The sequence below is a fragment of the Leifsonia psychrotolerans genome (genome assembly GCF_013410665.1).
In the GTDB taxonomy this organism is placed as follows: Bacteria; Actinomycetota; Actinomycetes; order Actinomycetales; family Microbacteriaceae; genus Cryobacterium; species Cryobacterium psychrotolerans_A.
The window spans coordinates 1,051,560-1,075,286 of sequence record NZ_JACCFM010000001.1 but is presented as its reverse complement, the minus strand read 5'-3'; the positions used below and the strand labels follow the sequence as shown (position 1 = coordinate 1,075,286).

Sequence of the window (23,727 nt, the reverse complement as noted above, 5' to 3'; positions counted from 1 at the left end):
TGGCGACCACCCGAGGTTCCGGGGGTCGCCACTCATCGGTTAGGAAGCGGGAATGAGGGTGTATTTGGTCGACAGGTACTCGTGGATGCCTTCGAGGCTGCCTTCCCGACCGAGACCCGACTGCTTGACGCCGCCGAACGGAGCCGCAGCATTCGACACCAAGCCCGTGTTCAGGCCCATCATGCCGGTGTCGAGACGGTCGATCATGCGCTGGCCGCGAGCCAGGTCGGTCGTGAATACGTAGCCGATGAGGCCGTACTCGGTGGCGTTCGCCAGGCGCACTGCTTCGTCTTCGCTCTGGAAGGTAGTGATGCCCACGAGCGGCCCGAAGATCTCTTCCTGAAGCAGACGGCTCTCAGCGGGAACGTTTGTCAGCACGGTCGGCTGGTAGAACGAGCCGGGGCCCTCCGGACGCGCCCCGCCGATGAGAAGCTGCGCACCGCGTTCGAGCGCATCCTTCACCATGGCGTCGGTCGACTCGACGGCTGCCTCATTGACGAGCGGACCGAAGGTGACCCCGTCGTCGGTGCCGCGACCGATGGAGAACTCGGCGACGCGCGCGGTGAGACGGCGTCCGAACTCAGCGGCGATCGATTCGTGCACGATGAAACGGTTCGCTGCCGTGCAGGCCTGGCCGGTGTTGCGGAACTTGGCAAGCATGGCGCCGTCCACCGCCGTGTCGAGATCGGCGTCGTCGAAGACGACGAACGGAGCGTTGCCGCCCAGTTCCATGCTTGTGCGCAGAACACCCTGGGCGGCCTGAGCGAGCAAACGCTGGCCGACCGCGGTCGAGCCGGTGAAGCTGAGCTTCCGCAGACGCGGGTCGGCGATGATCGGGGCCGAGACGGTAGACGAGGTCGACGTGGTGATCACGTTGACGACGCCGGCCGGAAGTCCGACCTCTTCGAGCAACTTGACGAAGAACAGAGTCGTCAGCGGGGTGAGCTCGGCGGGCTTGACGACCACAGTGCAACCCGCAGCAAGAGCCGGAGCGATCTTGCGGGTGGCCATGGCCAGGGGGAAGTTCCACGGCGTGATCAGGAAGCACGGTCCAACTGGGCGCTGCGTGACGATCATGTGGCCGGTGCCCTCGGGGTTCTGACCGTACCGTCCGCTGATGCGCACGGCCTCCTCGCTGAACCAACGCAGGAACTCACCGCCGTAGCCGACCTCGCCACGGGCCTCGGCCAGCGGCTTGCCCATCTCGATGGTCATGAGCAGCGCAAATTCTTCCTTGCGCTCCTGCAGCAGGTCGAACGCGCGACGCAGAATCTCGCCACGCACACGCGGTGCCGTCGCAGCCCAGCTTTCCTGAGCTGCAACCGCGGCATCCATGGCGGCAGCACCGTCTTCGACACTGGCGTCGGCGATGCGAATCAGTTCAACGCCGGTGGCCGGGTCATACACAGGAAGAGTTTTGCCCGTGCTGCTTTCGCGCCACTCGCCGCCGATGTACAGGCCTGTCGGAACCTTCGCGAGAAGGGCGACTTCGTTCTCAGACACGACTGTTACTCCTTTGCTCACGGGTACAACCCGCGAATCTTGTGGGCCTCGGCGACGCGTTCGACGGCGAGAATTGTGGCGGCGGCACGCAGGGTCAAGGCGCGCTTGGCCGCGTATTCGACGACCTGACGCCACGCTGCCTGCATGCGCTCGGCGAGCTTGGATTCGACTTCCTCGGCGTTCCACCAATAAGCCTGATTCGCCTGCACCCACTCGAAGTAGGAGACGATGACGCCACCGGCGTTGGCGAGGATATCGGGTACCACCAGGATACCGCGCTCCTCGAAGATGCGGTCGGCGGCGGGCGACGTGGGACCGTTGGCGCCCTCGACGATGATCGTGGCGCGCACGCGTGCAGCATTTCCCTCGTGTAGAACACCCTCGACGGCGGCCGGGACCAAGAGGTCAACGTCAAGCTCGAGCATGTCGAGAGCATCGAACTCATCGGCACCTGTGAAACCGACGACAGAGCCTGTCGCCCGCATGTGTTCGCTGAGCGCAGCAACGTCAAGTCCGGTGTCGTTTCGCACAGCGCCATACTGGTCGCTGATGGCCACGACGAGAACGCCCGCCTCAGCAAGGAACAACGCGGCGTCGTGGCCCACTTTGCCAAAGCCTTGAACAACGGCTGTGGCGCCCTGATGACGGATGCCATGGTGGGTCAGCGCGGCGAGAGCGATGTGGGTGACGCCCCGCGAGGTGGCGCTGGCACGACCGTGCGATCCGCCGAGGCTGATCGGCTTGCCGGTGACGATTCCGGGCACCGTATAACCCTTGTTCACCGAGTAGGTGTCCATGATCCAGGCCATGGTCTGCTCGTCGGTTCCGACGTCGGGTGCCGGGATGTCGCGCTCCTGGCCGATGATCGGCAGGATCTCACTGGTGTAACGCCGTGTCACTCGCTCCAGCTCGGCCATCGAGTGCTGGCGCGGGTCGATGTTGATGCCCCCCTTGGCACCGCCGTAGGGCACGTCGAGAAGGGCGCACTTCCAGGTCATCCACATGGCCAGGGCGCGCACCTCCTCGATGTGAACATTCGGGCTGTACCGCAGTCCGCCCTTGGCCGGGCCGCGCGAGAAGTTGTGCTGAACCCGGTGTCCGATGTAGAGACGGCTCGATCCATCGTCCATGCGCAGCGGGACGCTGACGGTCATCTCACGTCGCGGCGTGGCTAACATGTTGTAGATGCCCTGGTCGTAACCGAGAACGGCGACAGCTTCGGCCAGTTGAGCACGTGCGTCCTCGAGGGGGGTCGCGGCTGGCGCGGTGACAGCGTCGGCAATGATCAGACTCATGCGCTGGCCAGCGCTTCGGCGACGACGGAGATGCCCTCGGTGAGGAGGGCGTCCGAGATGGAGAGCGGCGGGAGGAAGCGGATGACGTTGCCGTAGGTGCCACAGGTCAGAACGATAACGCCCTGCTTGTGTGCCTCAGCGGCGACGCGGTTGGTGAGTGCGGCATCCGGTTCGCCCGTCGTGGGGTTAACCAGCTCGATGGCGATCAGAGCGCCGCGTCCACGTACGTCGCCGATGCGCGAGTCGTTCGCCTGCAGCGCGCTGAGCTGGCTGGTAAGAAGCGCGCCGATCTCGCGTGCACGCTCGACGAGGTTGTCTTCCTGGTAGCTCTCGATGGTCGCCAGTGCTGCCACGCAGGCCAGCGGGTTGCCACCATAGGTGCCACCGAGGCCACCGGCGTGAGCCGAGTCCATAATGGCGGCGCGTCCGGTGACGGCCGACAACGGCAGGCCCCCGGCGATGCCCTTGGCGGTGACGATGACGTCGGGCACGATTCCTTCATGTTCGCTGGCGAACAGGTCGCCGGTGCGGGCGAATCCGGTCTGGACCTCGTCGGCGATGAAGACGACGTTGTTCTCGGATGCCCACGCGACAAGGGTCGGCAGGAAGCCTTCGGCCGGAACGATGAAGCCACCCTCGCCCTGTATGGGCTCGATGATCATGGCGGCCAGGTTGGCAGCGCCGATCTGCTTCTCGATCTGGAGGATGGCGGCCTTGGCCGCGGTCACGCCGTCGAGTCCGTCGCGGTACGGGTAGGACATCGGTGCACGATACAGCTCAGAGGCGAACGGTCCGAAACCACTCTTGTACGGCATGCTCTTTGCGGTCAGGCCCATGGTGAGGTTCGTGCGGCCGTGGTACGCGTGGTCGAAGGCGACAACGGCCTGCTTGCCGGTGTAGTGACGGGCAATCTTGATCGCATTTTCGACGGCCTCGGCACCCGAGTTGAACAGCGCGCTCCGCTTGTCGTGGTCGCCCGGGGTCAGACGGTTCAGAGCCTCGGCGACCTCGACGTAGGAGTCATACGGGGCGACGGTGAAGCACGTGTGGGTGAACTGGTTGAGCTGGGCAGCGACGGCGGCGACGACGCGCGGGTTGCTGTTTCCGACGCCGGTCACGGCGATGCCGCTTCCGAGGTCGATCAGGGAGTTACCGTCGACGTCGACGAGCACTCCACCACCGGCAGCAACCGTGAAAACGGGGATGGTGGTTCCCACGCCGGATGCGACGGCTGCGGATTTGCGCGCCATGCGTTCGAGGGATTTCGGGCCGGGAATTGCGGTGACGAGTCGGCGTTCCTGCGGAAGCGACGGACCTCCACGCGGAACGTCAAGTGAGGAATCCAGCGGGGGGGAATCGACGAGGGTCATAGCTACTCCAGTTCTCAGACCGATGTGCACCGACGCGGGGAAGGCGTCGATGCCGATGACGTAATCGTAAGCACGACGGTCGGAGTCAGACTGTGCCAGAACGTATAGTTGAAGCATCCGCATTCGCCACTGAGTACAAACTGTTGAAAGTGATCGTCGATGCTTCTCACCGTTCGCCGTCTGTTCAGTCAGCCACAGCTGAAGCTCCGGCTTCTGACCAAGGACGCGGCCCTGCCCGCCGGCGCACTCGACGCCACGGTGGAGTGGGTGCACAGTTCCGATCTGGCCGATCCGACACCGTTTCTCTCGCCCGGCCAGGTGCTGCTGACGACGGGAACCCAGTTCGACCGTGACGGTCCGGGCGACGACCTCTACCTCGACTACGTGGCCCGGCTCCAACGCCGGGGAATCGCCGCGCTCGGGTTCGGCACCGAAGTAGTCAGGGATGGCACCCCTGACGCGTTGGTCGCGGCGTGCCTCAGTCAGGGCCTCCCCCTGGTCGAAGTGCCCTACCTCACGCCGTTTATTGCCGTCGCGCGCGCTGCGGCAGAGATGGTCGCCGAAGAACGATATGCGCGGCACACCTGGGCGCTCAGCGCTCAGCGTGCCATCTCCTTGGCCGCCTTGCGCCCGGATGGCCTGAGCGCGACACTGTCCGAGCTGTCGCGACAGCTCGACCACTGGGTGGCCCTCTTCGACGTCGGAGGCAACGTCGACCACGTCTTCCCCCGTGATGCTTTCGCCGGAGAAGTTCTGTCCGGCAGTTCCTTCGCCACGGTTCAGAGCGAGGCACGGCGTCTGTTGGCTCGCGGTCAGCGAGCGAGCGCGACGATCGTGGTGGGCGGCGAGACACTGACGCTGCAGACGCTGGGACGACGTGACCAATTGCGTGGCGTGCTGGCCTTGGGCGGCGCCGCGGAACTTGACCAAGCAAGCCACGACGTGGTGACATCGGTGATCGCGCTTGCGGGTCTCGCCTTAGAACAGAACCACGCCTTGGCCGGCGCCCGGGGGCACTTGCGTTCCGGGCTGCTGCATGTTCTGCTCGGCGGCAACCGTGAGCTGGCCGAAAGCATTTCCCACGAAATGTGGGGCCCACTCCCCGTCGAGCCCGTGCTCTGTGCCGTCACCTCCGTTGCAGGTCCCCGACATGATGCGATGACGGAGTTCCTTGAGGTACGCGTCGAAGAACAACAGGGAACCGTCTTCTTCGCCGTGCAGGATGACACGGTCGTTCTTGTGCTGCATCCGTCTGCCCGTGCTGTGCTCGATGACTTCTGTCGCACATTCGGTCTGCACGCGGGGCTCTCGGACCCGACAGACTATTCCGACTTGGCGCGCGCCCTCGCCCAGGCAGGGCAGGCACACGAACGCTCCTACGAAGGGGAACCCAGCGTGGTCGAGTTCGACACCATCTCGCGCCAGGGCGTCCTGGCGTTTCTGGCCCGGACGGATGCCCGGGAAGTCGGGCGCGCCACACTGGCCCCCGTGCTCGGCCACGACGCCGCCCACGGAACCGAGCTTTTGCGCACGGTGCAGGTCTGGCTTGAACACAACGGAGCGTTCGACGCGGCGGCTCGCGTGCTCGGAGTGCATCGGCACACCGTGCGCAGCCGGATCGAGCTGGCCGAAACTCTTCTCGGCCGTGACCTGGGCGCTTTTCACGCGCGCGCCGACGTGTGGGCCGCGCTACTCGCGACCGCTCCGGCTTAGCCGCGCAGATCGCGCGTGCGGAACACAAGCACCGCAGCCACCGCGAGTGCGAGGCTTACGCCGGCGAGTAACGCCAGATGGCCGCCGTTCGCCCCGTGGGCGAGCGGATCTGAGGAGAGGTAGTAGTACCAGGGACTGAACTTCTGGCCAACCGCGAGCGACGCGTTCAGCGGCAGGAAGGTGTTGGCGGCGAAGGCCAGCACCGCGACCACCGTCGGCACCAGGGTCGCGAGCCGTTTGCTCCCCGTCGCCGCCCCGATGAGAAACCCGAGCGTTCCGAACAGGATGCCGAGAAGAAGCGTGTGCGCCGCGGCGCCGGTCATGCCCGCCGTGGTGAATCCGAGCGTGCCGATCGCAGTGCCGAGCAGAAGGCCGAGCCCGACACAGACGGCGACGATCACAACAAGCACGCCCATGCCGATGATCTTTGCGGTCAGAAAAGCACTGCGGCCGATCGGCGTACTCAGGTTTAGCCCGAGGGTCTTGTTCTCTTCTTCGCCCGCGGATGCCGCGGCCGCGCTCATCACGCCAACCACGATCGCGGCGGCCGGGGCGAGTACGGAGAGCAGTTCGGCATTCGCCCATCCCGTCGACGTTGAGAGATCCGTTCCACCGGAAATCGCGGCAACCAGGTCTGTCATGGCCGGAGGCATAGTCTGGAACGCCTCCCGAAGCGGTGGCCACAGTAGGCCGATCAGCGCACCGATGACGAGAATGTAGAAGGACGCAACGGCGGCCAGCGGGGCGCGGTCCGTGACCGCTTTGCCGATGAGCGTCGAGAATGTCGCACGGCGGATGATCGCCATCGGCCGTCCCCTCGCGGTCGAGCTGTGTGCTGAAGTCACGGCGTCATCCCCTCAGATCGCGCCGGGCGAAGCCGAGGTACGCAATGACCAGGGCGACGGCGGCAATCCCCGCAAGCACCAGCAGGTTCCAGCCATTGATCCCGGTGCTCAGGGGATTACTCCCGGCAAAGTAGTACCAGGGGCTGAGTTTCGCCCAGGTGGCCAGGTTCGCCAGCGGCAGCATCGCGTTCGACGCGTAGGCGACGACGGCCAGGCCCGCAGCAAGCCCACTCGACAGCCCCGAACGTCCGGTGAGCGCGCCGACCGCGATCGCGATCGCCCCGAAGGCAACCGCGAGGAGCAGCAGATGGATGCAGATGGCGGTGAGCCCGCCCAGTTCGAGGCCGATGCCAGAAGCCGACGAGGAGATGACTGCGCCCGCCCACAGCAGCAGGCCTGCTCCGAGCAGGCCGGCGAGCAGGGCGAGCGCCTTCGAGGTCACGATCGACGTTCGGGTGAGGGGCTGTGCCGAGAGCATTGACATGGTGCCCTTCTCTTCCTCGCCCGCGATCGTTGATCCGCCCACCGCAATCGTGTAACCGACCAGGGCCGCTGGCGCAACCAGGTTGAAGAGCTCCCCGACGGCGTACCCACCCGCGCTTCCCCCACCGATGAACGCCGTCAGCGCCGGGGGAAAACTGCCGGTCATTTGTGCGATCGCCGTGCTGAGACTCGAGGTCAGCGCGAAGATGAGCACGCTCATCCCCGCGAGGATCAGGCCCAGGAACAGTGCCGACCAGCGACGCTCCCTCAACTCATGGCGCAGCAGTTCAGCGAACATGATTCGTCGACTCAGCCTGCGAGGCCGAGGCCTCGCCTACGGCGTCAGCCTCGTCACCGCGATAGTAGGCCAGGAAGATCTCCTCCAAGTCCTCCTCTCGACTGGTCAGATTCAGCACTTCGTAAGTCGTCGCCGCGCGAAGCACATCCGTCACGGGCCCCTCATAGGAGATGTGAACGTGCGTGCCGTCGACCGTTACCTCACGCACGCCGGTCACACCTGCGAAAGTGTCGGCCGCGAGAGGCTGGGCGAACTCGAAGTCGAGGCGTCGCACAGCCTTGCGTTTGAGATCGTCGATCCGTTCAACGACGATCAGACGCCCGTCGCGAATGATGCCCACCCGATCTGCGATGCGCTCGACCTCGGACAGGGTGTGGGAGGACAGAAAGACCGTGCTTCCTCTCTCACGCGCCTCGGCAAGCAGTGTCAGGAACTCCTGTTGCATCAGCGGGTCGAGCCCTGCGTTGGGTTCGTCGAGAATGAGCAGCTCTGGCCGGTGCATGAACGCTTGAATCAGCCCGATCTTCTGCCGGTTGCCGGTCGAATAGTCTTTCACCTTCTTCGTCAGGTCGGCCTGGAGTCGCTGCGCAAGCTCATCCACGACGGCCTGCTCGACGCCGCCGCGGAGACGCGCAAAATAGCGAATCGTCTCTCTCCCCGTCAGGTTGGGATACAGGGCGAGGTCCCCCGGGACGTAGCCGACGCGGCGCCGGATGGCCAGGCTGTCGGTGTGCGAGTCCAGGCCGAGGATCGTCGCCGAGCCCACGGTGGGCCGGATCTGGTCGAGCAGCGTACGGATCGTCGTTGATTTACCGGCACCATTCGGGCCGAGGAAACCAAACACTTCGCCTGTTTTGACTTCCAGATCCATCTCGTGCACCGCGGTGACAGCGCCATACTTCTTCGTCAGTGAGTGCGTCAGGATTGCCGGGTCAGCCATCGTCTTCCCCCGTATCTAGCCGTGAGGCAACCAGCTCTAGCGGGTGCGCATGTTCACGAGACTAAACGCGTGAGCACGCACCCGCAAGGAAAATCTGTTCCGTCTCTCGCACCGACACTCGCTCTCGTGCACGACGCCGGAGACTAGCCCTTCAGCGTCCAGGCTTTGCGGCGCACGAGAACATGGCCGCGGCTCGTTGTCAAACGAGTCCAGGGTCCCGTTTCAAACAGTGAGACGGACTCTCCGTTCGACAAAAAGCCGAGGCTGAATGCGGCGAAACCGGCGCCCGCAGGAACGAACTCGAGGCCCTCGATGGGACGGCTCCACACCTCAGAACGCACCCGCTGAACGATCTGCTCCCCGGTTCCCGTCGGAATCGCGCTGGCCACCTCGTCGATGCCTGCGCGCGCCGCGGCCTCGAGACGTGCGGCATCCGTCTCGCCCTGCGTGTGCCAGCCCCCCTTGGGCGGTGAGATGCCCGCCCAGGTGACCGTGCTCACCTGCAGCGGAACGGCAATCTTCAGCGGCCCATCCGGGGCCTCCGCCGGGGATCCCGCACGCGCGTTGAGACGGGCGACCCGGTCGAGAAGCGACCGGATGGGAACGACAACATCGAGTTCAATGGGTTCACTCAGCGCGAAGGTACGCAGGCCCAACACCGTGGGGCTGCCATCGAGCAAGCCGCGCGGATAGAGGATCGCCGAGTAGACGGCGAGCACGCCCGACGCGGAGATCAGTCGTACCGCCCCGTCTTCAACCCGGCTCGCACGCGAAAGATACACATGCAGGTCGGCAAGGGACTGGGAATCTTGGAGAGAAAATGATTGGCTCATCTCCTCCTAAACTACCAAGGTGGCGTGCAGTTCACGACGCATTCGCCACGCGAGCCTGAGGAGGCAGCATGAACACGCCGATGCACGGTCTTCTGGCCGCGTTGGATCTGACGGATACGGGTGCCCGCACCAACGAAGACATCTTCACCGGCCCGTCGCAGTGGATGCCGCTCGGGCGTGTTTTCGGCGGTCAGGTGCTTGCTCAGTCGTTGATTGCCGCCATGCGCACCGTGGCCGATGATCGTAGCGTGCATTCAATGCACGGCTATTTTCTGCGCCCCGGCGACGTCAACCACCCGATCACGTTCTCGGTCGACCGCATCCACGACGGCCGCTCCTTTTCGACCCGACGCACTCAGGCGTATCAGAACGGCCTGCCGATCCTCTCGGCGATCGCGTCGTTTCAAGACGAGGACGAAGGGCTCGAGCACCACGTCGAGATGCCCACCGATATTCCGGATCCTGAGTCGCTGCCCTCAGCGGCCGAGTCCCTAGCGCTGGTCGACCACTCGATCGCGCGCTACTGGGCGAATGAACGTCCCTTTGACATTCGACACGTCCCTTCTCCGATCTACCTCACCGTCGACGGCGAGCACACCTCTCGTCAGGCCGTGTGGATGAAGACCTTCGACCCGCTTCCCGACGATCCCAACCTGCACCGCGCAGCGCTGGCGTACGCGAGCGACTATTCGATCATCGAACCGATTATGCGTAAACATGGCGTTGCCTGGGCAACACGGGGGCTGAAGGCAGCCAGCCTCGACCACGCAATGTGGTGGCATCGATTCGGACGCGCCGACGAGTGGGTTCTGTTCGTGCAGGACTCCCCCTCAGCCCAAAGTGGTCGAGGACTTTCTACCGGAAGCATCTTCAGCCGAGATGGCGCTCTTCTCGCAACTGTGGCCCAAGAGGCAATGCTTCGTGTGCCGACAAATGCCGACTGAGAAGGGACGTCGGACGCTAGCCCGGGTCAAGCGGCACCGTGTCAGCGTCGTGCGAAGGCAACCGGGTCTTCGAGGTAGGGCAACCAGGCCGCCCGTTCGATGTCATTGATCCGTCGCGGGCGCTGTGAGGTGGCGTCGACGAGAACGATTGTCGTCGTCGCTCGGGAATAGAGCACGGCCGGAGTCGTTTCGGTGGGGCTCCAGACCTCGTAGCAGACGTCCAGACTGGCGCCACCGAGTTTGCCGAGCCACAGCCGGACATCCAGTGGAGCGCGCAGGTACGGCACCGGTGCGAGGTATTCGATCTCCTGGCGACCGATCAAGGTCAGGGTGTCGGAGCCGGGTCGACCGTCAAGTACCGCTGTGCTCGCGCCGATGGCGGACAATGTTGCTTCGTCATCGGCCCAGAACGCCAAGATGCGCGCCTCCTCAAGGAGACGCAGCATCTCGGCATTGTTCACGTGACCGTAGGCGTCGAGGTCAGACCATCGCAACCGAATGGGCACATGCAATTTCATTGCTGAGCCGCTTAGTCGCGTGTGAGCTTGCGGTAAGCGGAACGGTGAGGCTTCGCGGCATCCGCACCGAGGCGTTCAATCTTGTTCTCCTCGTAGGACTCAAAGTTGCCCTCGAACCAGTACCAGTTCGCCGGGTCTTCCTCGGTACCCTCGTAGGCCAGAATGTGAGTGGCGATACGGTCAAGGAACCACCGGTCGTGGGTGATGACCACGGCACAACCCGGGTATTCCAAAAGAGCGTTCTCGAGGGAACCGAGGGTCTCGACGTCAAGGTCATTTGTCGGTTCGTCGAGCAGCAGCAGGTTGCCGCCCTGCTTGAGCGTGAGCGCCAGGTTCAAGCGGTTGCGCTCACCTCCCGAGAGCACTCCAGCCTTCTTCTGCTGGTCGGGCCCCTTGAACCCGAAGGTCGACACGTAGGCGCGGGAGGGAATTTCGGTCTTGCCGACCTGGATGTAGTCCTGACCGTCTGAGACGACCTCCCACAAGGTCTTGTTGGGGTCGATGCCGCCACGACTCTGGTCGACATAGGAGATCTCGACGGTCTCTCCGATCTTCAAATCACCGGAATCGAGCGGCTCGAGACCGACGATCGTCTTGAACAGTGTCGTCTTACCAACACCGTTGGGGCCGATTACTCCGACGATGCCGTTACGCGGCAGCGTGAAGCTGAGGTCGTTGATGAGCACACGTCCTTCGAAGCCCTTCTGCAGCTTCTTCGCATCGATGACCTGCGCCCCCAGACGCGGTCCCACCGGAATCACGATCTCTTCGAAGTCGAGTTTTCTGGTGCGTTCGGCCTCGGTGACCATTTCTTCGTAGCGTGCGAGACGCGCCTTCGACTTGGCCTGGCGGCCCTTTGCGTTCGAGCGCACCCAGGCGAGTTCCTCGGCCAGGCGCTTCGACAACTTCGCGTCCTTCTTGCCCTGCACCTGCAGACGTTCCTGCTTCTTCTCGAGGTAGGTCGAGTAGTTGCCTTCGTAGGGGTACAGGTGCCCGCGGTCGACCTCGGCGATCCACTCGGCAACGTGATCGAGAAAATACCGGTCGTGAGTGACGGCCAGTACGGCGCCGGGATACTTGGCGAGGTGCTGCTCGAGCCACAACACGCTTTCGGCGTCGAGGTGGTTAGTCGGTTCGTCGAGAAGCAGCAGGTCGGGCTTCTGCAGAAGAAGCTTGCACAGAGCGACGCGGCGCTTCTCACCGCCCGACAGGTTGCCGACCGCGTAGTCGCCCGGCGGGGTGCGCAGGGCATCCATGGCCTGTTCAAGCTGGGAGTCAAGATCCCACGCATCGGCGTGATCGATCTCTTCCTGCAGAACCCCCATTTCAGCGAGCAGCGTATCGAAGTCAGCATCCGGCTCCGCCATCGCCAACGAAATCGCGTTAAACCGGTCGACCTTGGCCTTGATCTCGCCCACGCCTTCCTGCACGTTTTCAAGAACGGTCTTGGTCTCATCGAGCTCCGGCTCCTGCATCAGGATGCCGACGGTGTAGCCAGGGGTCAGCTTGGCCTCACCGTTGCTCGGGGTGTCGAGCCCGGCCATGATCTTCAGGATCGTGGATTTTCCCGCACCGTTCGGACCGACGACGCCGATCTTGGCACCAGGAAAGAACGACATTGTGACGTCGTCGAGAATAAGCTTTTCGCCGACCGCTTTGCGCGCTCGGACCATCGAGTAAATAAATTCGGCCACGTCTGTCCCTAAACTCTCATGATGCCTACAGCGCCCCGCGCTGTCTTGTCTGTACGCCTCCCGCGGGAGAGTGAGGTCTCTCACCTCTCGCGGGGCACAACGCCGATCTCTCTGCGCGCGCAGAGCGCGAGGGCTCGTCGCCCTCTTCGAGGATAACGGCAAACCTCTGGCACTTCGCCAGCGGATCGCCTCTCCCGGGCGCAGGAGCCATTTCTGAATGCCGCTTTCACTCCCGCACCGACGGATTAGCTGGCGGGTTGCGCGAAGAGTGTGATCGCGACGAGCAGCACAGCGAGCGCGGCAAACCCGCTTTTCCGAAGGAATCCGGAGCACGTCCGGAAGGCGATAATGGCCTCCACCGCGTAGTACGCGGCGAACGCGCGGGAGGCGACTGTGACCAGCGTGAAGGTGGGCACGACGGCGGCGATCGCAATCGCCGCCACGCCACTGATCAGGTAAGGCCGGGCTCCGTGGAACCATCTGCTCAACCCTGTGAGATTGCCTCGTGCTGCCTCGGTGTCGGCGATGGCCGCACTGAATTGGCTCAACACCGCGGAGAGAACCAACGGCAGTGCCAACCACGGCGCGATTCGGTCGGTGATGTTCAGCAGCGTAGTGTCTGGACCCGCAGCGGTTCCAAGCCCCATGACGGGGGTCGCGACGGCGACAAACCCGATATAGATGGATGCGGCCACCAGCTGCGCCGCCCGTGAGGCTCTCACCAGGGTACGAGCGTCGTAGTGGTCGCCGAGAAAACGCACTGTCTCAAAACCTTGAACGGTGATCACCAAGCCACCGAGCACCAGAAGCGCCTCCAACGGCCCGAGCGGTGGCAGGGGTGGGAGACGCAGAGAAGACGAGCCGAACAAGGCCCCATCGTGAAACAAAAGAACACCACCGAGAACGGTGGTGAGCAGCAGGACCGTGACCAGCGAGATTCGGTCGAGCCGATCGAGTCCCGTGAATCCGCGCAAGATGCCGATGGTGATGATCAACACCACAGAAAGGCCGGCGATGATCGGTTCCAGTATCGCCGAGCCGGTGGGGATGAAGTAGCCCACTAGATACTGCGCCATGATGCGCAGGTACAGCGCGACGGAGATGACGTAGGCACAGACGATCACCCCATCGCCCAGCCGGCCGATTCGGGCCGTTGTCTGGTTGAGAGTTCCGTCCGCCTTCTGCTGCCCGACGACGGTGACGTTGTGTCGGATGACGGTGCCCACAAGCCACGCGAAGGCGCAGATACCGATCGCCCCGAGGACGGCGAAAACGCCCAACGCCCGTTCGAGAATCGGCGCGATGATCAACAGCCCCGACCCAAGGATTGAGGCCAAGGGCGTCACCGCGGCGGCGCTCACCCCGCGCACAGTGGTCCACGTGCCCGTCGATACCACGGCTCAGTACACTGCAGTCAGCGGGCATGGACAGTGAGCGTCGCTACCGGATTCGCTGGTCATAGCGCCCCTCTCGGCCACAGCTCCCTCGGGAGCCTACGCCCGGAGGCCCTGAAGCGACGACACATGCCCCCACATCCGCCGCCCAGGTTGTGCTCAAAGTGTGCGGGCGGCTACCCGCTACCAGTCAATCGGGCGAGTGGTACCCACAAGACAGGTGCCCGAAGCGAGTATCGGTGCGACGTAGCTGTGGTAGCCGGTAGCAGCACCGCTCTGCCCAACCAGGCACTCGGAATTGAAGCGAACGCTAAAGAGTACCGAGTCGGCGGCGAGGTCGACGGTCGTACGGTCCGGGGTGAGTTCCATCTGAGTTTTGTCAAACCCGCCCACTGCGAGCGCGTCGATGAAGTCCCGGCCGCCAGCCTCGGGGTTGGCTGTGAGGACGTTCTGCGAGATGAAGTCGAAGTACGGCAGATTTTCTGTCGCACTCTCAGCTGGGTCCAACACAGGGGCAGTCGTCGGCGCCGGAGCCGACGCCGACGGCGCCGGAGCAGCCGGTGACGTCGACGGCGATACCTCCGAGGCGCTGCAGCCGGCGAGGGCGATCACAAGGGTGACCGCCATCCCAGCTCCGGCGACAGCCATTCCCCGACGTACGCTGACGCGCTTCACTGCAGCCACTCGTGATCCTCCCCTGTTCGCGACATGCGAACGACGTACAAGTCTGATTCTCTGAGTCTACGGCGCGTGAAGGGCCGACTCCGTCGGCAGGAACCCGTCGTCGGATGGTGCGTCGGATGGCGTATTCGGCCATCCTTCCGGGCCGCAGGTGTCATCGGTGGGACCGACGCTAGGCTCCTCGGTGGCGGACGGCGCAGGGGCTGCCGCCCCATTCCGCTGGGAACGAGTAGTGCACCAATTGAGGTCATGACCGACGAACTCAGCGTCAAGATCGAGCGAGATCCCCTTCTTGTCTCCGCTGACCCATTCCTTCAGATACAAGCTCCCTCCGACGATGATGTGCTCACCTTTACGCAGTGAGTCACGCACGTTGGGCGCAAGCTTCCTGAACGCAGAGACGTTGTACCAATTGGCTCCCGTCTCGATCCAGACGTTGCTCTTGTCGTAGTAGCCCTGATTAGAGACGAGCCGAAACTTCGTGATGATGCCCCCGGCAGCTTGTGTGGCCTCGCTCAGTTCGCTGCCCACAATGCCTGTGATGGTGATTCGATTCTTCATAGTCCTCTCCCGGCACGTTTGCAGGGCTCCGGGCGAACCCCGAAGCACGCGACCCGGATGCGAACTCTCGTGCCAGTCTGAATCGTTCCGGGCCGCGCATCCTGAGTCTGCGACGGGTGGACAGCGACCGGCGTCGACGGATAACCAACGGTGAACAATCGGGTACGCGCCGGGTTGTGGAGATCGGTTGACAGGACTCTAGAGTTGCTCCATGACTTACCTTGCCGCCGAAGAACGCTACTCGACGATGCCGTACCGGCGCACCGGACGGAGTGGCCTCACACTCCCGGCGCTGTCGCTTGGATTGTGGCACAACTTCGGGCACGCCCGCGCCATCGAGACACAGGCCGACGTACTGCGCCGCGCCTTCGACCGCGGCATCACGCATTTCGACCTTGCCAACAACTACGGCCCCCCTCCCGGCTCCGCTGAGACAAACTTCGGGCGGGTATTTGCCGAGAACTTCCGTCCGTATCGTGACGAACTGATTGTCTCGACCAAGGCCGGCTATGAAATGTGGGCGGGCCCGTACGGCGAATGGGGTTCCCGCAAAAACATGCTCTCCTCGCTCGACGCCAGCCTGGGTCGGATGGGTTTGGACTACGTCGATATTTTTTACTCACACCGCCCAGACCCCGAGACGCCGATCGAGGAAACCATGGGAGCGTTGGCTACTGCGGTGCAGCAGGGCAAGGCACTCTACGTGGGAATCTCCAACTATGACCCAGCACAAACCCGAGCTGCGTACGCAGCTTTGGCGGAATACCGGGTGCCCCTGCTCATCCATCAGCCGCGCTACTCGATGTTCGACCGCACGAGCGAGGACGGCTTGTTCCCGGCCCTCGAAGAACTTGGAATGGGCAGCATCGCGTTCTCGCCCCTCGCCCAGGGCCTTCTCACCGACCGATACCTCGACGGCACTGTGCCGATCGGTTCCCGGATTGCAACCAGTCACTTTCTTGACGAATCTGCACTGAGCGAGGTCTACCTCACACGCGCCAGGGCCCTGAACGACATTGCCGCCGGTCGGGGGCAAACGTTGGCTCAACTGGCCATCACCTGGATTCTGCGCCAACCCACCGTGACAAGTGTTCTTGTCGGTGCATCGAGCGTGGCACAGCTCGAGCAGAATATCGCGGCGCTCGACTCCCCCGCGCTGACGGCTGCTGAGATTGCGGCGATCGAACCGTTCGCAGTGAACGGCACTTCGGTCGACTAGGCCGTCGACTCGTCCGTGGGCTACCTCTACGCCATCCTCGCTTCGCTGCTGTTCGGCCTGAACGGCAGTACGACGAAGGTCATCGTCGAGGCCGGAGTGACCCCGGCTCAGCTCACCTTCGCGCGGGTCACGATCATTGCGGTGGTGGCCGGCGTGGTCTTGCTCATCAAGAACCGTCACGCCTTTCGAATCACCAGACGACAACTGCTGGTCATGGCGGGACTTGGCCTGTTTGGTGTGGCACTCGTGCAGTGGTTCTACGCGACGGCTATCAGTTTGCTGCCGGTCGGAATCGCACTCATGCTCGAGTATTCGGGCGTGCTGATGGTTGCAATGGCGGCCCGCTTTGTGTTCCAGGAGCAGGTGAAGGCGCGTATCTGGGTGGCGATCGGCGCGGTCTTGGTCGGAATGGCCTTGGTGGCGCAGATCTGGGCGAGTCCGCTGTCGGGCTTGGGAGTCATCGTTGGCCTCTTGGCTGCAGTCTGCTTGGCGGTGTACTTTCTTGTGGGCGAGCGTCAGGTGGCATCCACTTCGCCCCTTGCGGTGCTGTTCTGGTCGATGCTGTTCGCCAGTGCATTCTGGTTCTTCTTCAGCGCATGGTGGCAGTTCGATCCGATGCTGCTGGTTTCGCGGACGAGTCTCGGCGGCAGCCTCGAATCTGTCTCGCTGCCACTGTGGCTCCTTCTGCTCTGGAACGGTCTGATCGGATCGTTCATGCCCTATCTGCTCTCGTACCTTGCGTTGGCCACACTCAGCGCGACGGGTGCGGGTATCGTGTCGACCTCGGAGGTCATCTTTGCCTTTGCGTTCGCGTACCTGTGGCTTTCCGAATCGCTGGACGTGATCCAAATGCTGGGCGTGCTGATCGTCCTGACCGGTATCGTGCTCGCTCAGACTGCTCGAGCGGGACAGACTCTTGACCTTGATCTGGCGAGACGAGATCCGCCCGTCACGAAGCAGCACTGAGTCCGCCGAATGGCTGCCGCCGCCGATGCGCTGTCGGTGGTGCGCCGTACTGTGAAACCACACTCACCCACGGCCGGCTGACGTTCGGAGAAATCATGTCCTCGATGTTCCACACAGAGTCCTCGCGCAGCGGCACCCTGGCCCTCGTGCCGGTGCGTGAGGGGCTGTGGCGAGTGACGCGGCCGAACGGCGCCGTTCTTGGCCACATCGAGCGCCGACTCGATCCGCGCGGTGACCGATTCGCCGCGCGTCGGCTCACGGCAGCGGGCCGCATGCTCGATATCGGCTTGTTTTGGCAGCGGGATGACGCAGCCGAGTGTTTTCGCTGAGACGCACAGGTGATGACATGTCCTCGGTACGTTTCACCCCCGGTTGAGGCACGCCGATGCCGCTGACCGAATACACGGTGCTTCGCCGGTACAGTGCGGCATATGTACTGGTGGAATAGTTTCTATACGTGGCTCACAAACGTCAGCACCCAACCGGTGTTTTTCAGTGTTCTGATCTTCATTGTCGGAGTTGCCGTTGCGGGTGCGCTCTCGGCCTTCATCGCTCGGGGTGCGATCAAGAGCCTGCTCACCCAGCGTGACCGAGAGCAGCGGGTTGCCGCGATCGGAGCACTCGTTGATGCCGCAACCGAGGCCTCCGTCTGGAACTCGTTGACGCCGCAGGAACAGGTGTTGGCCGACCGCACAGTCGGGCAGGCCGACATTCAGGTGCGGCTTCTTCCCATCAAGGGCTCGGATATCGCCGCGAACTGGGCAGCCCATCAGCTCGCCGAACTCAAGCGCACGTCGGCCACCTTCGGCTATCAACTCGAGCCTGCCGTTCACGAGTTTCGTGACCGCTTGATTGAGTGGCAGAACAAGCCATCGCGGGCACGCAAGATTTTTCTGGCCGATTTGAACCGGTGGCGCACACAGGTTTCTGCCACCGAAGAGACGTTGGTGGCCGAGCAAGACGCGTGGGTCGCAAAGAACCACCACAACCAGTTCGCTGACGCCACGTCGGCGCCCTCAACCGAGACGCAGAAACTTCTCGATGATGTGCGGGCTCTCGAAGTGCGCCCCGCTGAAACCGGTGAAACTGCCGTCACGCCGGTTTAGCCCTCCCGACCGAGACCGCGACGTCCTCGTCCGCTGATGCGCCGGCATCAGCGGACGAACCGTTTAAGCTGTGAGCTCTCGCAGCGGGCCTAGCGCCACCAGTCGTCGAATGGTGAAGCGGGAACACGACGCTTATGCCCAGAGGCCAGGTAGCGTGCCTCCAGCGCCGTCGCAACCGCATCATCGACCGGGAGCCCCTCGAGGTAATCGTCGATGTCCGAGTAACGCAGGCCCAGGTTCACTTCGTCGGTCTGCCCCGGATTCTCATCAAGCAGATCGGCGGTGGGGGGTTTGAGATAGAGGCGCTCGGGCGCACCCAACTCGATCAGAAGCGATCTACCTTGCCGCTTCGTTAGACCCGCCAGCGGCAGCAGATCCGAGCCGCCGTCACCGTATTTGGTGAAGAACCCGGTGATAGCTTCTGCCGCGTGGTCGGTCCCGACCACCAGAAGGCCGTTCTGCCCAGCGATGGCGTACTGGGCGATCATGCGCGCTCGCGCCTTCACATTGCCCTTGTTGAAGTCGGTCATCGCCTCACCCAGGCTGTCGCGATACTGCTGTTCGAACCCCGTCACGGCAGGCTCGATATTGAAGATCGCCTGCGACTCCGGCCGGATGAATTCAAGCGCCAGCGCGGCATCTGCTTCGTCGTGCTGCACGGCGTAGGGCAGGCGCACCGCAACAAAGCGGGCCTCACGTCCGGATTCGGCGAGTTGCTCGATCGCGAGTTGACACAACCGCCCCGCCAGTGAGGAGTCTTGTCCGCCACTGATGCCGAGCACCAGACCGCTCGCACCCGTGCGCTCGATGTAGTCGACGAGGAACTGCACACGCCGGCGCACCTCGCTCGCCGGATCGATCGACGCCGCCACGGTGAGATCCGCGATGATTCGTGCCTGGATTTCTCGCATGTGCCCCCGGCAGGATTCGAACCTGCGACCAAGAGATTACAAGGCCCCGGTTTCTCACATCTCCAAGGAGCGTGAAAGGCGGCTGTCACGGGGTGTAGCTACTCACCCTCGCGGCAGAACCAGTGTATCCGGCCCGAAGCGTCGTGCAGCATGACTGCCGACCCGTACTCCGGCACCGTCTACCGGGACATGGTGAATGCGCTCGATGCAGTCGATGCAGCACATGCCATGGGATCAGGGGACGTAGAAACGGCTGCCGACGCTGGGGCCGCAATCCGACAGATCGATATTGCCATTCGCTCGTTGAACTCAGCCCGCGAGAAGCTCGAGATCGTCGCGTCCGCGTGCAACCGGAAGCTAGATGATGCGATATTAACGCGCGCGGTCGCAGACCCCCACAAGGGTCACAACCCCCAGTAGTCGGGCTGTCTGCAAGGCGAAGCAATCCGTACTGTCAAGACAACAACATTACGAACCGGGGGAAGTCTTGCAAGATGCACCATTGCTCGCCTACTGGGCCGCCTACATGCGCGCACAGAACTGCACCGACCGCACCGTCAAGGAGCGACTCATCTTCATGCGCGCCATGCTGCGCCACACCGGCGCTGAATCCCTGATGGCCATCACCAAGATGCAGCTTGTAACATTCCTCGGGCGCGCCGACCTTACTGGCAAGACAAAGCAGAACTACCGGTCATGTCTCCACACGTTCTTTTCATGGATGCAGGATGAAGAGATTCGCCAGGACAACCCGGCCGCACGTCTCCCCCGGCCCCGCGCCGAACGCCACGAACCAAACCCCGTGCGAACCTCGGACATTCAGCGCGTACTAGATTCCGGCATCTACGGACACACGATCATGAAGGTGTTGCTGTATTCGTACCAAGGGCTGCGAGCGTCTGAGATCGCCGCCGTGGCCGGGGAGAGCATTGACTGGGAGTCGCGCCGCATCTTCACTGTCGAGGGGAAAGGGCGCAAGGAAGTATGGCGACCTCTGCACTCGGTCATCTGGCAACACGCAGTCGACAACGGCTACCCGCGCAATGGGCACTGGTTCCCTGGCCTTATCGACGGCGAACACGTGCGCGGCAAGTCAGTCAGCAACACCCTCTGCGCCGCATTCAAACGCGCCGGCATTGAGCACAAGGCCCATGACATGAGGAAGTGGCACGGGACCACGCTGCTCGCACTGGGCGCCGACTCGCTCGACGTTCAACACTCGTTGCGCCACAGTGACGGGCAATCGATGAGCGCCTACGTGCTGCCCGACGAACCGCGCATCCGTGCAGCTATGGAGCTTCTCCCCCGCGTCGTCGTGCCCATCCGCGGGAGCCGTGTGAACGTCGATCAGGTAGCGGCGTAGTAATCTGTTCTGGTTGCCTCTGTAGCTCAGTGGATAGAGCAGCGGCCTTCTAATCCGCTTGTCGTAGGTTCGATTCCTACCAGGGGCACCAGTCGCAAGAAGAACGCTCCACCTGAACCCGAATCAGGTGGGGCGTTTCGCTTGGGGCGTGCGCCCATGCGATAGCCTCGCCCCATGAATAAGATCCTCCCCGCCATCGCTGCAGTGTTCCTGCTCGCCGGATGTTCGAGCGCCGTCGAGCCCGTTGCCACTCCGACGCCGACCGCTGAGGTCGTTGCAAACCAGGACGCATGCGCGACCTTCGGGGAGGTCACTGTCGATCTTGCCGAGGTAATCGTGAACCCGCCCGCTGACAAGACGCTGATCGAAGCTACTGATGGGATGGTTCAGCGATTCGATGCCGCCTATCTTGTGTCCGAGGGCGACGTGAAAGCGCGCATCGGCAAGACGATGGACGAACTGCCGTCGTCAGGCCTCCACATGCTGTACCTCGACGGCGAGGACTACCTTGCCAATATCGCGGCAGTCGGGCGAGCATGTGAGGCCGAGGGTGCGAAAATGAAGATCGTCGGATGGAGCTAGTCCCGGCGTAGACTCCCCGCATGGATGACCTGGCCGACCTCGACACCCCGAACTGCCCGACATGCTTACACCCGATGGCGCCGACCGTGGGCGCTTGGTGGTGCGCTGGCTGTCAGGTCGCGGTGCGGCCGGGAGTTAACGACAAATAGCCCGCCCACCATCCGAAGATGATGAGCGGGCGATTATAGATTTCTATAGGGCCGAGTCCTATACGTGCCTACACGGATGGGCCGTTGAGAACCTCGCGTGGCGCAGACCCGAGGCCGATGATCGACAGCCACCGGTTCACGGTCTCGTTCGCCATGACACGGGTGATGACTCCCTGCAAGACGAGGAACTGTGCGAGGACAGCAGTGAGCGCGTCGGACGGCCACGCCTGATTGACGATCGCGAGCAGCTGCGGGACGACGACAGCGCCGGTAACGATGGCCGAGAAGACTGTGCGCCAGACGCGCTTGTTCTTGAACCAGATGGTTGCGGTCGGTTGAACGTGAGTCACGGTTACTCCTTGCGGTCGTCGCGGAGCACTTTGAGCTCTGCGGGGGTGAGTGTTTCTTCGAGGTGGCGGAGGTGGTCACGGTCGGATGCTGCGGCCTGCCTGTCGGTGAGCGCTTCCTTGCGGATGCTGCGGATGTCGGAGCGCAACCCGCCGATGTCGGAGATCGCACCCTTGACGAGGTCGGACAGCCCTTGAAACTTGTCGTCCAGGTCGTCGCGCAGATTCAGCGGCTTCCCGTCCGGTTTCATGTGCGAGTTCTGCACGTGCTCCTGAGTGGACTTCGCGTACTGCCTGGTGCGGTTCACCATTGCGACGATGATCACGCCAATGGTGCCGACTACTGCGGTGAGGATCGACCCGAAGACGATCACGAGCTGAATCTGTACGGGCTCGGTGAGTGTGGTCATGCGTGCCCCTCCCAGGACGGGAAGGGGTTACTTGCCGGTCTTGTCCGCGGGCAGCACGGGGTGGCCGTTCCACGATGGGATGAGCTTCGTGATGAGGTCGCCGACCATCTTGCGCAGGCCGGCCTTCGGGTCGGTCAGCGCCCACGCGATGATGTCGAGCTTCTTGTGTACGGCCCCGCCTGTGCCGTCGTGAAGTGCGTTCAGTTGCGGCCGGACGCGTTCGCTGAGCATCCAGTGAACCTCGGCCAGCATCTTCTCTTGTGCGGGTGTCATATCGTCCTCCAGTGGGGTCGTGCCGGTTGCGGCGGTGGTGCTCATGTAGTCGAGCGGGTTGACGGCGCGGCCGTCTGCGAGGTGGTATTCCTGGTGTCCGTGCACGAACCATCCGGCTTTGGAACCCCAGGGGCCACCGGTGCGACCCATGACGCCGATGGTTTGCCCCTGTGTGACGGTGTCGCCGACTTTCACGGCCAGCGAGTCCATGTGCGCAATGCGCGACCATGTGCCGTCCGCGTGCGTGATGATGACGTGGTTGCCATAGGTGCTGCCTTTGGACCATCCTGCGTACGTGACCCTCCCGTCTGCCGGTGCGACCATTCGCAGGTCGTCGGCGGTCGAGTTGCCGTGGCCGATGTCGATGCCGACGTGCGGATTCGTGCGGCCAACACTCTCCCCATGCTCGGACGTAATGCCGCCCCGAGCGGTCTTGATGAGGCGCGCCATTACCGGGTGTCCTCTACGAAGACCGCCCATGTTATCTGCGTCGCAGGGCAGCTCGATCCTGAGCGGTTAGCGACACTGAACCCACCGTCAAGGTCATTGAGAACGTTCTGACCGATCGACAGGCGATTATCGAGGGGCGTTCCCTGCATCCCCCGCACCGTGAAGCCGTAGACAATGACGCCGGTGTGGTGGAAAACTACGTTTGTAGTGGCGTTGTTCGCCAGCGTTGGAACGTCAACCACCCCGGTGCGAATAATCATCGTGCGACCCATGAGCTTCGAGTCGATCTGTGCCTGGGTGTAATACTGGGTGTCGTGATTGTGGATGGCGGGCGGGAACGTCGCGGGCATCCCGGGCAGATTGTCGAATCGCAGCCCGGTGAAAGCGCGCCGGTCAACGACGTTCGCGGCGGTGATCAGTGACGAGTTCGCGGCTACAGCGACCGACCCAAGCAACAGTTCGAATGTTCCCGATGCGGTCGGCGGGTCCTGTGTGATCGCGGGCAGAACCGGCGTAGCAGCAGGTACACCCTTCTTCACGTAGATGCGGGCCTCGTTGATCGACCCGTACTGCATACGAATCACGATCGCGTCAAGGCGTGGCATGGACGTGCCGACATCGATAGGCAGCGTGATCGTCGCGTCGCTGGTGTAGAAATGCCCGCGAGTGAAAGCCTCACCCGCAGGAACCTTCACGAACAAGCCCGACGAATCACCGAACGGTTTCAGCTTCGAATCAGCAGACGAGCCGACGACACCAGACAGAACGATCTTGCTCATCATCGCCGAATACTCGGCATCGGTAGTGGTGCCGTAGCCGGTTGACTGGCTGGCGGGCTTGACGAAGGGGTACGACCGTTCGGCCATGATGCTCCTTAGA

General features: G+C 63.2%; 26 protein-coding genes and 1 tRNA gene. 10 read left to right on the top strand and 17 right to left on the bottom strand.

Annotated elements, in window-relative coordinates:
* Window positions 1–39 precede the first annotated feature (39 nt).
* Genes HNR05_RS05050 through gabT form a run of 3 tightly spaced genes read right to left on the bottom strand, consistent with a single transcriptional unit; the run spans window position 40 to window position 4,168 of the window.
* Window positions 40–1,503: an aldehyde dehydrogenase family protein gene (locus HNR05_RS05050; protein WP_179578031.1), complete on the bottom strand. Its 1,464-nt coding sequence runs from the start codon at window positions 1,501–1,503 to the stop codon at window positions 40–42.
* 17 nt (window positions 1,504–1,520) lie between these two features.
* Complete coding sequence (locus HNR05_RS05045; protein WP_179578030.1) at window positions 1,521–2,798, bottom strand: Glu/Leu/Phe/Val family dehydrogenase; 1,278 nt, start codon at window positions 2,796–2,798, stop codon at window positions 1,521–1,523.
* Window positions 2,795–4,168 (bottom strand): 4-aminobutyrate--2-oxoglutarate transaminase, encoded by a 1,374-nt coding sequence (gabT, locus tag HNR05_RS05040; protein WP_179580583.1) that lies wholly within the window; start codon window positions 4,166–4,168, stop codon window positions 2,795–2,797. The genes HNR05_RS05045 and gabT overlap by 4 nt, the downstream gene beginning before the upstream one ends.
* Before the next feature lie 159 nt (window positions 4,169–4,327).
* On the opposite strand from gabT, the gene HNR05_RS05035 reads away from it, so the two are divergent.
* Window positions 4,328–5,881: a PucR family transcriptional regulator gene (locus tag HNR05_RS05035; protein WP_179578029.1), complete on the top strand. Its 1,554-nt coding sequence runs from the start codon at window positions 4,328–4,330 to the stop codon at window positions 5,879–5,881.
* Here the strand turns inward: HNR05_RS05035 and HNR05_RS05030 are convergent.
* The 4 genes from HNR05_RS05030 to HNR05_RS05015 all read right to left on the bottom strand — a co-directional run bounded on the left by HNR05_RS05030 (window position 5,878) and on the right by HNR05_RS05015 (window position 9,280).
* Window positions 5,878–6,687: an ABC transporter permease subunit gene (locus HNR05_RS05030; RefSeq protein ID WP_179578028.1), complete on the bottom strand. Its 810-nt coding sequence runs from the start codon at window positions 6,685–6,687 to the stop codon at window positions 5,878–5,880. The two genes, HNR05_RS05035 and HNR05_RS05030, sit on opposite strands and share 4 nt — an antisense overlap.
* Window positions 6,688–6,730: 43 nt before the next feature.
* On the bottom strand, window positions 6,731–7,507 hold the full coding sequence (locus HNR05_RS05025) for an ABC transporter permease subunit (protein ID WP_179578027.1): 777 nt from the start codon (window positions 7,505–7,507) through the stop codon (window positions 6,731–6,733).
* Window positions 7,497–8,447 (bottom strand): ABC transporter ATP-binding protein, encoded by a 951-nt coding sequence (locus HNR05_RS05020; protein WP_179578026.1) that lies wholly within the window; start codon window positions 8,445–8,447, stop codon window positions 7,497–7,499. The genes HNR05_RS05025 and HNR05_RS05020 overlap by 11 nt, the downstream gene beginning before the upstream one ends.
* Before the next feature lie 143 nt (window positions 8,448–8,590).
* A complete protein-coding gene (locus tag HNR05_RS05015) occupies window positions 8,591–9,280 on the bottom strand; it encodes a DUF8185 domain-containing protein (RefSeq protein WP_179578025.1) in 690 nt (229 codons plus the stop codon).
* A 68-nt stretch (window positions 9,281–9,348) separates the two neighbouring features.
* On the opposite strand from HNR05_RS05015, the gene HNR05_RS05010 reads away from it, so the two are divergent.
* The gene (locus tag HNR05_RS05010; RefSeq protein WP_246318351.1) at window positions 9,349–10,224 is read left to right on the top strand and encodes an acyl-CoA thioesterase; all 876 of its coding nucleotides are present in this window, start codon (window positions 9,349–9,351) and stop codon (window positions 10,222–10,224) included.
* A gap of 41 nt (window positions 10,225–10,265) precedes the next feature.
* Here HNR05_RS05010 and HNR05_RS05005 read toward each other — a convergent pair whose 3' ends face one another.
* The 5 genes from HNR05_RS05005 to HNR05_RS04985 form a co-directional block, all read right to left on the bottom strand.
* A complete protein-coding gene (locus HNR05_RS05005; RefSeq protein ID WP_179578024.1) occupies window positions 10,266–10,742 on the bottom strand; it encodes an acyl-CoA thioesterase in 477 nt (158 codons plus the stop codon).
* 11 nt (window positions 10,743–10,753) lie between these two features.
* Complete coding sequence (gene ettA, locus HNR05_RS05000; protein WP_179578023.1) at window positions 10,754–12,436, bottom strand: energy-dependent translational throttle protein EttA; 1,683 nt, start codon at window positions 12,434–12,436, stop codon at window positions 10,754–10,756.
* Between the two features lie 245 nt (window positions 12,437–12,681).
* Window positions 12,682–13,833, bottom strand: coding sequence for a hypothetical protein (locus HNR05_RS04995; protein WP_179578022.1), 1,152 nt, complete (start codon window positions 13,831–13,833; stop codon window positions 12,682–12,684).
* Window positions 13,834–14,013: 180 nt separating this feature from the next.
* The gene (locus tag HNR05_RS04990; protein ID WP_343062460.1) at window positions 14,014–14,514 is read right to left on the bottom strand and encodes a DUF6993 domain-containing protein; all 501 of its coding nucleotides are present in this window, start codon (window positions 14,512–14,514) and stop codon (window positions 14,014–14,016) included.
* Window positions 14,515–14,571: 57 nt separating this feature from the next.
* Window positions 14,572–15,072, bottom strand: a complete 501-nt coding sequence (locus tag HNR05_RS04985; RefSeq protein ID WP_179578021.1) for a single-stranded DNA-binding protein — start codon at window positions 15,070–15,072, stop codon at window positions 14,572–14,574.
* A 211-nt stretch (window positions 15,073–15,283) separates the two neighbouring features.
* On the opposite strand from HNR05_RS04985, the gene HNR05_RS04980 reads away from it, so the two are divergent.
* The 4 genes from HNR05_RS04980 to HNR05_RS04965 all read left to right on the top strand — a co-directional run bounded on the left by HNR05_RS04980 (window position 15,284) and on the right by HNR05_RS04965 (window position 18,363).
* Window positions 15,284–16,291 (top strand): aldo/keto reductase, encoded by a 1,008-nt coding sequence (locus HNR05_RS04980; protein ID WP_179578020.1) that lies wholly within the window; start codon window positions 15,284–15,286, stop codon window positions 16,289–16,291.
* Between the two features lie 15 nt (window positions 16,292–16,306).
* Window positions 16,307–17,257 (top strand): EamA family transporter, encoded by a 951-nt coding sequence (locus HNR05_RS17895; protein ID WP_179578019.1) that lies wholly within the window; start codon window positions 16,307–16,309, stop codon window positions 17,255–17,257.
* Between the two features lie 104 nt (window positions 17,258–17,361).
* A complete protein-coding gene (locus HNR05_RS04970; protein WP_246318350.1) occupies window positions 17,362–17,586 on the top strand; it encodes a hypothetical protein in 225 nt (74 codons plus the stop codon).
* A 102-nt stretch (window positions 17,587–17,688) separates the two neighbouring features.
* Window positions 17,689–18,363: a hypothetical protein gene (locus HNR05_RS04965; protein WP_179578017.1), complete on the top strand. Its 675-nt coding sequence runs from the start codon at window positions 17,689–17,691 to the stop codon at window positions 18,361–18,363.
* Window positions 18,364–18,452: 89 nt separating this feature from the next.
* Here HNR05_RS04965 and nadE read toward each other — a convergent pair whose 3' ends face one another.
* Window positions 18,453–19,274: an NAD(+) synthase gene (nadE, locus tag HNR05_RS04960; RefSeq protein ID WP_179578016.1), complete on the bottom strand. Its 822-nt coding sequence runs from the start codon at window positions 19,272–19,274 to the stop codon at window positions 18,453–18,455.
* A 150-nt stretch (window positions 19,275–19,424) separates the two neighbouring features.
* Here nadE and HNR05_RS04955 point away from each other — a divergent pair, with 150 nt between their 5' ends.
* From HNR05_RS04955 to HNR05_RS04940, 4 genes are all read left to right on the top strand, one after another.
* A complete protein-coding gene (locus tag HNR05_RS04955; RefSeq protein WP_179578015.1) occupies window positions 19,425–19,694 on the top strand; it encodes a hypothetical protein in 270 nt (89 codons plus the stop codon).
* A 67-nt stretch (window positions 19,695–19,761) separates the two neighbouring features.
* Window positions 19,762–20,637 carry a tyrosine-type recombinase/integrase gene (locus HNR05_RS04950; RefSeq protein ID WP_179578014.1) on the top strand — a complete coding sequence of 292 codons (876 nt, stop codon included), beginning with the start codon at window positions 19,762–19,764 and terminating at the stop codon, window positions 20,635–20,637.
* A 15-nt stretch (window positions 20,638–20,652) separates the two neighbouring features.
* Window positions 20,653–20,728 (top strand) — tRNA-Arg (locus tag HNR05_RS04945).
* An 83-nt stretch (window positions 20,729–20,811) separates the two neighbouring features.
* Complete coding sequence (locus HNR05_RS04940) at window positions 20,812–21,219, top strand: putative periplasmic lipoprotein (protein WP_179578013.1); 408 nt, start codon at window positions 20,812–20,814, stop codon at window positions 21,217–21,219.
* Window positions 21,220–21,436: 217 nt separating this feature from the next.
* On the opposite strand, the gene HNR05_RS04935 is transcribed toward HNR05_RS04940, so the two are convergent.
* The 4 genes from HNR05_RS04935 to HNR05_RS04920 are packed head-to-tail and all read right to left on the bottom strand — an operon-like array spanning window position 21,437 to window position 23,714.
* Window positions 21,437–21,718 carry a hypothetical protein gene (locus HNR05_RS04935; protein WP_179578012.1) on the bottom strand — a complete coding sequence of 94 codons (282 nt, stop codon included), beginning with the start codon at window positions 21,716–21,718 and terminating at the stop codon, window positions 21,437–21,439.
* 2 nt (window positions 21,719–21,720) lie between these two features.
* Entirely contained in the window at window positions 21,721–22,125 is a 405-nt protein-coding gene (locus tag HNR05_RS04930) for a hypothetical protein (protein WP_179578011.1), read from the bottom strand.
* 27 nt (window positions 22,126–22,152) lie between these two features.
* Window positions 22,153–22,848 carry a M23 family metallopeptidase gene (locus HNR05_RS04925; RefSeq protein WP_179578010.1) on the bottom strand — a complete coding sequence of 232 codons (696 nt, stop codon included), beginning with the start codon at window positions 22,846–22,848 and terminating at the stop codon, window positions 22,153–22,155.
* Window positions 22,848–23,714: a hypothetical protein gene (locus HNR05_RS04920; protein WP_179578009.1), complete on the bottom strand. Its 867-nt coding sequence runs from the start codon at window positions 23,712–23,714 to the stop codon at window positions 22,848–22,850. Before HNR05_RS04920 ends, HNR05_RS04925 begins: the two co-directional genes overlap by 1 nt.
* Between the last annotated feature and the right edge of the window lie 13 nt (window positions 23,715–23,727).